The organism is Massilioclostridium coli (genome assembly GCF_900095865.1).
GTDB lineage: Bacteria > Bacillota > Clostridia > Oscillospirales > Ruminococcaceae > Massilioclostridium > Massilioclostridium facile.
Genome location: NZ_FMIZ01000006.1, coordinates 498,377 through 513,420 on the forward strand (window position 1 = coordinate 498,377; position 15,044 = coordinate 513,420).

Genomic DNA, 15,044 nt, shown 5'->3' on the forward strand with positions numbered 1-15,044 from the left:
GCAAGTACTAACCTGTCTGGGATCTGAGCAAACCACTAGTTTACTAGTGGCTTTGAGACCATTCCTATTACATGAAAATAAATAAAAAATAATAAAAGGGCGAATCTATTGCTTGATTTTTCCATGTAAACTAGCAATGTTCTAAAGTAATTCTCGTGTAAAACTTTTTCTCTACTTCTGATAAAATTAAGAGGTTATCATGGTTAAACGACAAAAAAAGAGTCTGAACGCATTTACATTCAGACTCAACTTGGCGGAGAGTCAGGGATTCGAACCCTGGGTCCCTTTTGGGGACACAGCATTTCGAGTGCTGCACCTTCGACCACTCGGACAACTCTCCATAATAAAATATTATACCTTGTTCCGAGCAGATTGTCAAATTCCTTCTTTTTTTCATTAAAAAGAGAACACTCTATTTGCTCAAACCGAATTTGATAACCAGTGTCTTTAAAATCTTTATAAATGGGAAGAAGTTCTAACAGCAAATTTAGATTTTACTTTTAGGACAAACTATAATTGCCAATTATAAGTTGGTTATCCTTAAATTTCAAAAGAAGATATTGTAAAAACGCCCAGGAAAATTTCCCTGGACGTTTTTATTATGGAAAAGGAAAAATAGTGGAAAAACTATTTCTTTTTGCGTGTTACTATAACAGTGGAAACAGCAGCTGCTAAAACAGTAGCTATTCCAGCGATTGGAACAACATCCCCTGTTTTTACCGAATCAGTGTTGCCAGTATAGTCACTTCCCTGTGACGAAGAACCTTGCTCTCCTTGAGAAGGGGTAGAAGATGGATCTTCTGGCTGTTCCGCATGGGTTATTAACATAGTATCCTGGTAAGGAGTTATCACAGTACTCATCAATCCATGGGTTGTTCTATCCGCAGATTGATGGGTTGCATTAAAGCGATTGGTAATGGTGCTGTCTACTTTGACAGAGATGGTATTTTCTCCTGCTACAAGGTAATGGGATAGGTCTACAGAGGTTGCGAATGTATCAATATTGTGTATCACATTGCCATTTATAGTTACTTCCACTACTTCATCGTTTTCATTTTTCGCAAAATTAAAGTATGCGCCATTGTTGATGTTCCAATCCTCTGACAAGGTAAAGGTTGCAGAGTAAGTCCCGATACCGGATACATCCGCCATTGAATTAACTTCAAGCTGTTTCAGTTGTTCTGTTGTTGCAGGCAGCTGATCCCAAGTAGTACCTGTTGCCACATGGTTGAATAAAACAGTTGTTTTTTTACTAATGGTTGGGTTAACATCATTTACAGATTCATCTGGGCCCCAGCTTTCCAGAGATAAATCCCATTCCTGTATTGAAATTGGGGATTCCACATCTTGATCTACAATCTGTTTGATGGAACCATCTGACATTACCACACCGTAACTTCCGTTTTCAGTTGACCGATGTATGAGAGATTCCCCATCGTAAACAGCTTGACCTCCTGTAACAGCTGTCACATGGGTATCCTCTACTTTTGGAAAATCTCCACCTTCCGGTGCAACTGCAATGATTACAGATTGTTTTGCGCCTAAATCAAGGTGGATAGAAACCCCGTCTTCCTGTTCTGTATAGGTTGCAATTGGTATTATCTCACCTGTCCATGGATCTAAAGTGTAAGGTACACCATTCCCTTCCAATTGTACAGTAGTGGACACCGGTTGTTCTGTATTATCGTTAAACAAGTAGTAATAATCCCCCACATTATCTTGACGATGGGAAGCTTCTAATCCATTGACATCGGTATACTGTGCACTGGAAGAAATATTTAGCTCTGCCAACACATCCATTAATTCCTGTTCTGTGGTAACAGATTTTACGTTGTCCATGTTTTTCAATTCTGCAATCCACGCAGTCAAATTATCCACATTATTTTCATCTTTTTCTGTCCCATAAATTCTTTGTGGATTACTGTTTTTCAAAATGACTGGTAAACCTGCTTTTGCATATTCAATTAGTTTGAAAGCGGTAGGAGCAGACAACATATTAACATTATCCAATACAATGGCCTTGTAAGCAGGCCCGTTTTCATTTAATACCCTATTGGTAACAACAGCAGAATCCAAATTTAATACGCTTTCATCCAAAATATTGTAGGAATATCCGTTATTTAATAACTCCTGGTTGGAATTTTTAGTAATTAAATGAAAGGATTGCTCGGTGTCGTTTAAGATTGCTAAGTCAACTTTTGCGGTACCATTCTGCATCACTGCCTGTGTTCTAGTAATATATCCATTGAGTGCATCAGCATCATCCCAGAAAATTTGGCGGCTATCCCATGCTGGAAATCCTGTCCCACCACCCCAGTTCCAACCTGGCCAAGAATCTTGGTAATCATTTAAAGTAACAGGATAAGCGCTTCCATGTACAATGACACGGTTTACTCCCTGGGAAGTGTTTTGATTCATTTCTTTTAAAATGGTCTGCCAATTAAAATCCGCCTTTGCAAAGGTACAGGATTCTAAAGAAAGGAATTTTTCCCCTTTCATATTGACGGCACTGGAAAGTTGGCGCAACGCATCCTTATAAGTGGAGTTGTCCCCTTCTGTTACATCAGTCATCAATGCCGCCCCTACAATACTTAATCCTGGTAAAGAGTATGCTTGCGCACGGTAATTATAGTTAAACCCAGCAGCCCAATCTTGAATCGTCTTTACATGTTCTGTCTCAAACAGGTGCGCCAATGCTAAATTATAATCCTCAATAATCCGTTCGGATTCATCATTTTCCGATTGGAAAATAAAATCGGCGTCACGTGTAACAATAATATCTGGCGCTGCTTGTCCAGGTACATCCACGAATGTTTTGCTTGTTCTTCCGGACATATAAACCGGAGCATATAGGGTAGTATCATACCCTAAATAGTTGGTCATATCTTCCATTAAGTCAGCGGACCAGAAGGGACCATCGTGGGTAGTTTCGATGGAATCCTCAAAAATGCTACCACAGTTTTTCTCCATCAACGCCCTTACTTCGTCATCTAAAATACATTCGTTCCAAATATCCAACGCTTTTTGGATACCATCGGATTCAAAATAGTTGGTTACATAAGTGCGATTTTTCATCGTTGTATTTGCGCCGGAAACGGCTTGCCCTGTTCCACGGCAGTAGCTGCCAAATAGCACATAATCTCCAACAGCAAAGGTTTCGTCGTTGTTTGGATGGTAATCCTGTAAATTGAGTTTTGTCAAATCAGTTTCGTAAAGGTATTGCCAATCCGCCATTCGTTTGCGGTTTCCGTCTTTGTCAATTTTTCCTTCAAAATCATTGGTAGATGGTTCTGGACCAAATTTGGCTAAAATCTGTGTATCGTAATCAATACCATCCGCTTCGGCTACTTCCCTGGAAGGAATACCAGCCGCATACCCAGCGTATTTTATACCGTTTTCTTCTTTATAGCATTCCCCTTCCACTGCAATTTTTTTGGTAGTTACGTCAGTTAGGTCTCGCAATGTTTCAAATTGAAAGATCGGTTTATTTGTTTTTTCCTCAAATCCAATCACCTGCGCTACAGTAGCTGCAACAAAACGGTCAGTTTTATAAAAGGGTGTTCTAGCCAAATCTGTTTTTTCTTGTATAGGAAGGGGAGTATCAACAGTACCAGCAGCCAAATCATCCGCTGTAATTTTTTTATAAGCATAGGAAAGCTCTGTCGCGGCTTCATCGTCATTTGGATCTATTGTATTGGAAATTGGTGGCCAATGAGGTGTAATGGTAAAATCTACTTTAAATCCACCTTCAATGGTATTAGCGGCTTTTAAAATCTTTTTCACTGTTTTTTCCAGTTTTCTGTGCCCCAACCATATTCTCCTGCTTGATCGTTTGTCATGTTGGAATTATCTGCTAATAAGGCAATTTCCACTCCACCAAATCCGGATTTTGCCATACCTGCCAAATGCTCGGCAATGATATCATTTTCAATCGCTCCAGCCTGCCCATCTACAAACCACATTCTTGCCATCGGTTTAGCATCTAAATCCGGATTTTGAAATGCAGAAATAATATCTGATTTTGTGTATTGTGGAATAGCACTTACTGAAACCATACTGGTAGCTGTTACACTGGCGACAAGAGCTGTAGTAGTAACTGCTGCCAACAATTTACGAATTGATTTTTTCATTTTTTCCTCCTTAAACGAAATACTTTTGTGTATAAAGTATAATTTTGTTTATTATAGCATTGCATTTTTCTTCTAACAATGTACTTCTAGTACCTATTTTGGTATTTCTATTACCTTTTGATTGTGATACAAATTTTTTGGCGGAGAAATTTTATCCATTAAAAAATGTACAAATGCGAATTACTTTCAAGGATAGATATCAATTTTTTACAGTTTTTGCTATTCATTGATAATTACGGTAATGATATGTTCTTCTTCCCGGAAACTAATAATTTTTTACTTGACTCTGATAAAATTTAAAAGGCTCATTATATTAAAATAGGAAATTAAGGATAGCATATGCGATTGAAATTTAGAGAATCTAAATTCAATATATACGGAATTTTACCATAGCATCACATAACAATCTGTTTTTTCCTAAAAAAGATGTTTTAATCATAGGAATATGTTAAAAAATCCAGAGGCAATATACCTCTGGATTTTTTATAAAAGAAAAGAGAAAAAGAAGTTTTACAATATTATTTTTTCTTACGGGTAATCAGTACCGCTGCACCTGCTACTGCCAATACTGCCATACCTGCGATTGGGGTAAAGTCCCCTGTTTTCGCTGCGTTTGCTTTTGTTGTTGTGCTTTCCTGTCCAGTCTGAGTAGCATTATTATCAGATGATGTTTCTGTTCCTTCTACTGCTACTAAACCGTCCATTGCACTCTGTACATTTTCTACTGCTACGTCTACTTCTTCCTGGGTTGCGTTTTCATTTGCTAATACTGCATCCGCATCTTTTAATGTCGCTTCCAGTACTGCGTAGCTTTCTGCTGTGTATGCGTTCGCATCTATCTGATTTGCTTTTGCTACTACTTCTTCCAGGATAGATTTATCTGCTTTGTATCTCAGGTTCAACATTGCGTTTAACAGCTTATCTGCTACTTCATTAATTTCCGCCTGCATTGCGTCGCCATCTTCAAATACGCCTTTGGCTGCTTCCAATGCTGCGGTGAACTCTGCTTGACCTGCTTCTACATATTTGCTCAGATCGATTCCTTCTGCTGCTGCGATCAAGCTTGCTAACTCTGTTTTATCGCCTGCTACAAATCCCAACTTATGGATTTCGTTTAGCAAGGTTTTCCATGCTGCATCCACTTCTTCCTGGGTTGCTGCATCATTTTCTGCTACTGCTTTTGCATTTGTCAACGCTTCATCAAAGGATTTTTGTACACTTCCGATGGCATTATCATATTCACCGCTTGCTTTTGCTGCATCTGCATATTCGATAACAGAATTTAGGATACCTTTATCCACTGTAGATTTTTGTTCATATAAATTCAATCCAGCTTTCGTCAAACCGTAGTTAGCAGTTGCTTTTCCATCTTCACGATTTTCCAACGTTGTGGTCAACTTAACAGAGATTGTGTTTTTACCAGCTGTTAATACCTTGCCTAAATCAACAAATTCATTTAATGGGTTGATATCCCGTATAGTAAAGGTACCATTTTCATTGGTGACTGTTACAGCTGTAATCATATCCTGGTTAGTTTCCATAATTTCTTTGGTTTCACCGGAACCGCTACCAGGACCGCCTGGGAAACCGCCACCGGATTGTACAAGACCTTTGTGTTCAAAAGTAAATTCTGCGCCCATATTGTCAGTATCCCAATCATCTGGCATGGTTACATCAATGGAATAAGTACCAATACCGGAGAGTTGCCCTGAGCTTTCAACGCCAGCTTTCGCGAGTTCTTCTTCGTTGATGGTCAAGTTTTTCCATAAGTCAAGGTTGATCTCACCAGCAGTAATTTCTGTTTTTGTAGATTGTGATGGGTCATAATCATTTACAGATGCGTCTGGCCCCCAGCTTTGGATATCTAAATTCCATTTTTCGTTGCTTAAATCAATGCTATCTGTGTAGGTTTTTTCCGCTGGAGCAGTAGATGGATCTGGAAAATCTTCCGTATTACTGGTTACTGCTAAAATAGTTGTGTTAAGTGCTTCGAGAGAAAGGGTCATTTCAATTTTTCTATCTTCTGTTACAGAGTAATCAGAGATTGGGGTAATCTCACCGGAAATCGGGTCTAACATATAAGGAGTGCCTTCTCCTTCCAGAGTAACGGTGGTTTCGATTGGCTGATAATCAGCTTTGCTGAAGTCCGAACCAATTCCCATGCCACCAGAAGGGTCTTCCCCAATATTGTGTTCATTAAAGAAGAAATAATAGTTTGTATCATCGGCACTATCTTTTACATGGGTAACTTCCAGCCCTTCTTGGTCATAGCTAGCTCCTGTTTCGATATCACAGGAATCCAGGTATGCTAATAATTCTTCTTCTGTAGTTACTGCTTTAAAGTTTGCGTTTGTTTGCAGTTTAGCATATAGTTCTTGCAGTTTAGCATCAGAATTATCCGCTTTTTCTGTGCCATATACGCTAGTCGGATTGCTGTTATAAGAAACAATTTTCACACCGGCATTGGCGAAGCCAATGATTTTTTCCAGTGTTTCACAGGACATGCTATTTACTTCTTTTAACACCAGTACCTGATATCCTGCTGTATCTGGGCAAAGCACTCCGTTTTCAGCAATTGCCCCTTCATCTTCCAATACAGCTTCACTTAAGATATTGTAAGTATAGCCATTATTCAGCAAGGTTGGGAACATGGTACCGTTCAAGCATTGGAATGATTTTGTTTTATCATTCATAATAGCAACTGGAATTTTTACTGTCCCCTCTTGGGTAACAGATTGGATTCTCGCAAAGTAGTTGCTCATAAGATCCATGTCCTCCCAGAATGGTTGGCGAGGAGCCCAACAACCGTATGACATAAAGGTCCAGCCTGGCCACTCGTTGTTTACATCGGTATAGGATTTTGTAAATGGGATGCCATGTAGGATAATGCGGTTTATTCCATCGGATAAATTCATATTAATCTCACGAAGTGCTTCATACCACACTGGATGGTCACTAGCGGAGGTCAGGGCTTCCATCGAAAGGAATTCTTTGTCACCTACATTTGCAGCGGACGCCAAATTACGGATACCATCTCCAGCTGTAGAGTTATCCCCTTCTGGAATATCAATTGCATTTGCCGCACCAGCAACATCCAATCCAGATAGTGTGTAAGCTTGAGCACGGTATGTATAGCCAAAGGATTTTGTCCATTCCATAATCTTATCAGCATGGTCGGAGGAATACAGTTCTCCTAATACCAAGTTGTAGTCTTCGGTAACACGTTCCGCTTCATCTGCTTTATTAGTGGAAACTCCGGCGATAACACCAGCGTATTTTCCAACATCATAGCCTTGGCTGGCTTCAAAGTCTTCCAACATGTTTGCAGTCCAAATGCTACCTGTACGATGGATTTCAATGGAGTCCTCAAAAATACTACCACCGTTGATTTTCATCAGTTCCGCCAAACTTTTTCCGCCACAGTCTGGGGAAACATGTGGCAGCATGTTTTCATTCCAGTAATCAATGACTTCCTGAATTCCCTCTTCGTTGAAATAATCAACAGCATACGTCCTGTTTGGCATAGTAATGGTTTGTCCCCCGGACATAATCTGACCGGTACCTCTGCGGTATGTATTAACCAAAACATAATCGCCAGCCTGGATGGTGTCATCAGAAGAATTTTGGATTGCTTCTACTGCTTCTGCACTGAGATCGCTTTCATTTACCTGATAAATATCCTGCCAATCCGCCATCCTTTCCCGGTCACCAAAAGTATCGTTATTAACTACAGCTACTAGCCCTTCGTTAGAGTAAGTATCCGTAGCTTCATCGTATTGTACTAAAGTCCCTTTATCAAATATTGTTGCCTGAGATGTGATATCTTCCCCATTTAATGTTACTTTTGTAGAAGCCCATGGCATACCGGCATTTTCTATTTCCACAATAGCACCTTCGATGATTTTACCTTTATTTTCTCCAGTTTTCCAAATAACCGTTTGTTCGTCTAAAAGCATATATCCATTTTCACCAGGAGTTACCGCAACCATAGCGCCGGATTTATCCTGTTTTAAAGCGGATACCCCTTGTTCTGGAATACCAACCGCATAACCTGCGTCTGGTTTTACAGATGTGTTTAATTCTGTAAGGGAATCATAATCAATTACTGGATTGCCGTTTTCATCTACAGAGGCAACTTTCGCAATTGCAGAAGAAACAATTTTATCCTGGAACAGGAAAGTAGCAATTAAATTTTGGGTATTAGAAAAATCCTGTGTTTTCATTTCTGGCAAGTCCAGGTCGATTGTGGTATCGCTTAAATCCGCATTGGTCAGTTTTTGTACCACATAAGTAAGTTCCTGTTGCTGTTGGTCATCATTTGGATCAATGCTGTTAATAACTGGTGGCCAATGTGCTGTAATGGTAACATCCACACGGAAGCCGCCCTCAATTTGATTGGCAGCATAAACTGCTTGGGAAAGCACTTCAGCCCATGCGTCGGAACCCCATCCGATTTCTGCGGCTGTGTCGTTGTCATAACTGTTGGAGTCAGCCAGCATGGTAATTTCCACACCACCAAATCCACCATCAGCTAGTTGGCGGATCAAATCTCCTACCATGTTCTTATAATCCGAATCTGGCAAACCCGCACCGGCATCCGGGAACCAAAAACGCGCCATTGGTTTTGCTTCTGAAGATGGGTCTTTAAACGAATCCACAACCGTTGCGGTTACACTGTCATCTGTAGCGAAAACCGGAAGGTTTGCCCCTACTACAGAACCAGCCAATGCCGCCGCCAAAAGGGCGGAAAGCACTCTTGTACGTTTTTTCATAGTTCATTCTCCTCCTTAAGAACGTCAATTTTACCTATAAAATAATCCATTAAAACGTTATGCTATCTTTTTATCAAAAAACAGCATGATTCATAATATTTTATAGGCAGTTTGTATAAATAACAGAAGTTATTTTAACGCTTACTCCAATAAAAAACAACGGTCTCCCATGACCTTACAACGGTTTTTTATGACTGTTCTTTCTTTTAAAAGAAAAATATTCCCTTGATTTTTCTCCTTATATCAGGTAGTATGAAAGAAAAAGATCATTGATTGAATGAAAGGATAAAGAAGATGGCAACTCTGGATTACTATACTATTCGGGAACACATTCCTGCCCCCATTGTTCTACCTAACACAGAACCATTGCATTCCATTATGCAGCAGATTGAAAAAACAGGGGAGTTCCGCATTTTACAAAGCAGTTTGATGGAACATGGCTGGGCAGTTGATATAAATCTTCATGATCCTGTCACTCCAGGACCTCATATTAAATATCCCCATTATCACGATTTTTTTGAACTAATCTATGTTTATAAAGGAGAAATGCACACCATTGTAAACCAAAAAGAAGATATTTTACTAAATCCAAAACAGCTGCTTTTGATGAATCCCGATACCCGCCATGTCTTGAATTGCAACGATTCCAACGCCGTTATCTACAATATTATGATCCAACGGGATTTTGTAGAAAAACAGCTTTTAAATATTATTGATAAGGATTATACGATTTTCCATTTTTTCTTTCATTCTACCTATCATGATGAAATGATTAAAAATTACCTGGTGTTTCCCATTGATCCTGAAATGGAACAGTATATTCACGCCTTAATCCTAGAACATTTTGACTGGAAGCCATTCTATAAACAGATGGTGATAGCAAATTTAATCTTAGTATTAGGGCAGATTGCCAGGATACACAAAAACCAGGTAGCGGAGCAAAATCATCAGTTAATACAATCGGGAAAGCTACCGGAAATTTTACAGTATATCCAATTGAATTACGCTACCGTAAATTTAGCTTCAATGGCGAAGCAATTCCATTATTCTGAGGCCCATCTATCCCGCATGATTAAAAAACAGACTGGAAAAACTTTTTCCGAGATTTTATCCGATATACGGTTTCAGATTGCGGAAAATTATCTTTGCCAATCAGATTTAGGCGTAGAAACCATTGCGGAAATGGTAGGATATCAAAACGTGAGCAATTTTTTTCGCAACTTCAAACAAAAATACCATTGTTCCCCAAAAGAATATCGAAGCCAGCATAGAGCTTCCCGATAAAAACAGCAAGGAAATCCACTTGGATTTCCTTGCTGTTTTTATTGTTCCTATTTGTTCGTTGTATATATTGCACAAAATAAATCGGTATTTTTTTGCTTCACGCAAATAGATGTCAAGTTTCGCAAGCCTTATCATCATCTAAAGTCATTGTTGTACAGGATATAAGGTGATAAAATGATAGCAACATAAACCATTTCACACAAGATAATGTTTTATTAGGGAGGAAAAAATGAAACGAACAAAATTATTGGCAGCCGTCTTGGCAACCGCTATGGTAGTAACCAGTGTTACCACTGCTTTGCCAGCAGGCGCTACTGACCAAACAGCATCCGGTTCTGTTATTTCCGCATTTCAGAACCCAAGTTATACACAAAAACCAATGGCTAGAATGTGGTTCCCAGATGGTGGTGCTGGTATTGATGAATATGACACTGTGGAAAAACAGATTATGGAATTGGCAGAAGCCGGTTTTGGTGGCGTAGAAGTTACCATGCTGTCAAGCTCTAGCAATATTGCTAGTGAAGATGCAAAAGTAGTAGGCTGGGGTACTGAAGCATGGAATAATACTTTAAAAAAGGTATTAAAAGCCGCTAAAAAAGTAGAGGGTGGATTTATTGTAGATATTACGATTACTGCACATTGGCCAACAACCATTAATAATATTGACCCTAATGATGATGCCGCTTCTCAAGAAATTACAAGTACAGTTACAAAAGTAACCGCTGATGATTTACAATCCAATTCTTACAAACTAGCTTTACCGGAACAAAAAACACAGGATAGAGTAGAAGCGCTAAAACCAGGAGTATTTCTCTTTACAGATACTTTAGTATCCTCTTCTTTGGTAAAAGTAGATTCTGTAAAAAAGGATGGAACCATTATTTATGATTTAAACTCTATTATTGATTTGAATACCTCTACTACCGGAGAAGGATATGCTGCTGGTATACCAGATGAAGCAACTTTCAATACATATCAGAAAGATGGCCGTATTGCTGAAAATATGAATTATCAGACTAATGTAGTTGGTATATTTGGAGAAGTACCAGCAGCTGACGCGGATTTTTCTCAAAGCTTTAACAAAAAAATTGATGAAAATGGAAACCGCAAACGAATGGCTGACTGGCAGAACTATTACCAAGCTGATTTAAGTGCCACAAATATTTCTGGTTATACTTCCAGTGAAGGAGACGCTATCCAAGCCGGCGATTATGTTGTTGTTACTACCTACCGCCGTGGTACAGGACAAATTATGTCTGATGCTCCATTTGGTGGAATCAGTGATGCAATGTACGCAAGATCTTATGTTACAAACTATTTTAATCGCGATGGTGTTGATGCGATCTTTGATTATTGGAATAAAAGTATCTTAAATGATGAAGAACTAGTCTCTTTATTAAAAGAAAATGGTTCCAGTATTTTTGAAGATTCTATTGAAGCCAGTCATACCGGTGCTTTTTGGTCTTATAATCTAATGGAGGAATTGGAGCAGGAAAATTACCAATATACCGATGAATTTCCAATTGTTATGGCGTTGGGAACAAGCAGTTTTAATGATACTGCTTTAAGCGAAAAAATCTCACAGGATTATAACAACCTATTGGGTGAATTATATGAAACTGTCCATGCCGCTCCAATTAGCGAATGGGCCTCTACTTTTAACTACACCTATCGCGCGCAGCCATACTCCTTGCCGGGTTTAGATATTGCTGGTGCTTCCGCAACACTGGATATCCCAGAAGGGGATAATGGAACCAAAGGTGATGGTTTAAGGAACTTATCCGCAGCAGTAAATCTGGCTGACAAAACCTATTTGTCCATGGAAGCTGTTACTGGATTTGGTAATCTACAAATTAATTGGGCAGACGTTGCGACAGAAGTAACCCAAAACTTCTTGGGTGGGGTGAATCACTTGATTCTTCATGGAACACCTTATTCCAAATCCTATAATGGCTACAATGCAAGCTGGCCAGGCTGGATGGCGTTTGGTAACAATTTCTGTGGTTCTTATTCTTACCGCCAACCTTATTGGGAGGATATGGATACCTTAGCAAACTATATGGCACTCAACCAAGCAATCCTGCAAACAGGCGAAGCAAAAGTAGATTTAGCTATTCTAAATGATAAGCTGACAACCTTCTCTAATGTACACGGAAACAATTTCCAAGAATTATTGGACAACGGCTACTCTTACAATATTATGAGTGAAGCTCTGTTGGATTTGGACAACGCAACTGTAAAAGATGGCGTTATATACCCAGAAGGTCCAGGATACAAAGCACTGGTCTTAAACGAAGTTTCTACCATTTCCACCGATGCGATGCAAACCATCCTGGAATACGCACAAGCTGGTTTACCAATCATCCTCTATAATTCCCAGCCAACCCAAGTATATGGAACCGGTACTGCTACTAATAATGATAAGGCAATGCTCGCATTATTTGACCAGTTAAAAACCTATAACAATGTAAAAATCGCTTCTACTGAAGCAGAAATTTTAAGCATATTAGAGGAAATGTCCGTTTCTTCTTATGCTTCTTATACTGAATCTCAGTTGGAAACCTCCCATTATGTGGATGCTACAGATGCAAGCAACTACTATTTCCTTTACAATAATCCAGTACAGCAAAACTCCGGTATGATTGATGATGGTGAAAATGAAAAATATAAATCCGGCAAAAAAGTGGATACAGATGTTACTTTAACCGGAGATGGTATCCCATATATGTTGGATGCTTGGACAGGAGAAATCACTCCAATAGCGGATTATACCGTAAATGGGGATGGAACCATCACAACCCACATCAACTTATCCGGCGGCGAATCCACCTGGATTGCGATTACAAATGATACAACAAACTTCCCTGAAGTGCAGGATGTTCATGCGGTTTCTAAAACTGGCGGTACGGTACAATATAATAAAGATGGAGAGATCACCCTGCGTTCCAACGAAACTGGAACCTATGAAACTACCCTATCAGATGGATCCACAAAATCTACAACCATCAATAACCATTTTGAAGATATCGATTTAAGCGGCGAAGGATGGAGCCTAGAACTACAAAGTTGGGGTCCAGACAAGTCTACTGATAATATACAGGATGAAATGATTCCAGGTGTAGAACCAACCTATCCATTGTATAAAGACCCAAGCAAATCCGTTGTTACCACAGTAAACTTTGATAATGTTGCTTTGGGTGATTGGAAAGACCTTCCTGCGACTAAAGAACAATTACAACAATTAGGTGTAGCTTCTATGCAAAATGTGATTGGTATTGGATATTACACCAAAAAATTTAACTTACCAGAAAACTGGACCAGCGAAAATGGCGCAACCATGAAGTTTGCATATAACCATGACCAGGTAACAGAAATCTCTATTAATGGTATGACAATCCCAGACATTGATAACATCACCGATACTGTCGATTTAGGCGGCTATCTAAAAGCCGGTGAAAACGAAATTACTATTAAATTGGCGACTTCCATGTTTAACCGTGCAGTGGTAGAAAATATGGCGTATACACCAGAAGGTGGCATGCCTCAAATGAATGGTACTGATCCAATTTCTTTGGGATTGACCTCGGTTATATTAAGCCCATATACAGAGGTTGTCATTTCTGCGACACCACAGGAAACAGCAGATAAAGGCATCTTAAATTCTATTATCGAATACGCAGATGCAGCAAAAGCAAGTGGTGAATATGATAATGCCATCGAAAGTGTACAAAAATCCTTTGATGAAGCATTGACAAATGCAAAATCAGTAGCAGAAAATGGTGCGGCAACTCAAGAAGAAGTGGATGCAGCATGGAAAACCTTGCTAAACGAAATCCATAAGTTGGGATTTGTAGCAGGCGATAAAACAGAATTAGCAAGCTTAATTGCAGCAGCAGAAGAAATCGACCTGAGTAAGTATGTAGAAGCAGGTCAAGCGGAATTTACCACAGCATTGGAAGCAGCTCAGAGCGTATACAAAGACGGAGACGCAATGCAGGCAGAAATTAACGAAGTAGCGGATAAGCTGTTAAACGCAATGTTGAACCTGAGATACAAAGCAGATAAATCTATCCTGGAAGAAGTAGTAGCAAAAGCAAATCAGATAGATGCGAATGTATACACAGCAGAAAGCTACGCAGTACTGGAAGCGGCATTAAAAGATGCGAATGCAGTATTAGCAAATGAAAACGCAACCCAGGAAGAAGTAGACGTAGCAGTACAATCTGTGCAGGCTGCAATGGATAGTTTAGTAGCAGTAGAAGGAACAGAAACTGAAACACCAACTACCAACAACAATGCTACCCAAACGGGACAGGAAAGCACAACAACCAAAGCGAATGCAGCAAAAACAGGGGACAATGCCCCAATCGTAGGTATGGCAGTATTGGCAGTAGCAGGTGCAGCAATCCTGATTACCCGTAAGAAAAAATAGTTATAATAATAAAACTGAAAGCCTTATTAAGGCTTTCAGTTTTGTTTCTATGTTTGTAAAATTTCCAATATAATGTTATTCAATAGCATTTCTTTTAAACATTCAACAAATTAAAAGTTGAAAAAATAAAAGAAATAAATATATTATTGTTAAAAAATGAATCTAAGTACAATAATTTAGGCAGTGTTAAAAAAATACTTAACAAACAATTCCTATTATTTAAATGTTAAATTATATCAGTACAAGTCAAATATTTTCATATTACATGTAATATGAAGAGTTTATATCGCCTATACGGATACTAACAATCAATGTATATGGTTTAAAAATTGATTTTTTATCTTATTTCTTAAATAAACCATGCAGTTGAAACAGGAAAATAAAGTTTATACTAATAAAAAAGACCGTACCTAACCGATACGGTCT

At 39.0% G+C, this 15,044-nt stretch carries 5 protein-coding genes and 1 tRNA gene; 2 read left to right on the forward strand and 4 right to left on the reverse strand.

Annotation, left to right across the window (positions count from 1 at the left end; translation table 11 throughout):
- Window positions 1–251 precede the first annotated feature (251 nt).
- The 4 genes from BQ2683_RS04495 to BQ2683_RS04510 form a co-directional block, all read right to left on the reverse strand.
- Window positions 252–340 (reverse strand) — tRNA-Ser (locus tag BQ2683_RS04495).
- Between the two features lie 287 nt (window positions 341–627).
- Entirely contained in the window at window positions 628–3,810 is a 3,183-nt protein-coding gene (locus BQ2683_RS04500) for a glycosyl hydrolase family 2 protein (protein ID WP_069987560.1), read from the reverse strand.
- A complete protein-coding gene (locus BQ2683_RS04505; RefSeq protein ID WP_069987561.1) occupies window positions 3,780–4,130 on the reverse strand; it encodes a hypothetical protein in 351 nt (116 codons plus the stop codon). The genes BQ2683_RS04500 and BQ2683_RS04505 overlap by 31 nt, the downstream gene beginning before the upstream one ends.
- Before the next feature lie 518 nt (window positions 4,131–4,648).
- The gene (locus tag BQ2683_RS04510) at window positions 4,649–8,902 is read right to left on the reverse strand and encodes a glycosyl hydrolase (RefSeq protein WP_069987562.1); all 4,254 of its coding nucleotides are present in this window, start codon (window positions 8,900–8,902) and stop codon (window positions 4,649–4,651) included.
- 294 nt (window positions 8,903–9,196) lie between these two features.
- Here BQ2683_RS04510 and BQ2683_RS04515 point away from each other — a divergent pair, with 294 nt between their 5' ends.
- On the forward strand, window positions 9,197–10,186 hold the full coding sequence (locus BQ2683_RS04515; protein WP_069987563.1) for an AraC family transcriptional regulator: 990 nt from the start codon (window positions 9,197–9,199) through the stop codon (window positions 10,184–10,186).
- A 229-nt stretch (window positions 10,187–10,415) separates the two neighbouring features.
- Window positions 10,416–14,618, forward strand: a complete 4,203-nt coding sequence (locus tag BQ2683_RS04520; protein WP_069987564.1) for an FIVAR domain-containing protein — start codon at window positions 10,416–10,418, stop codon at window positions 14,616–14,618.
- The last annotated feature ends 426 nt before the right edge of the window (window positions 14,619–15,044 follow it).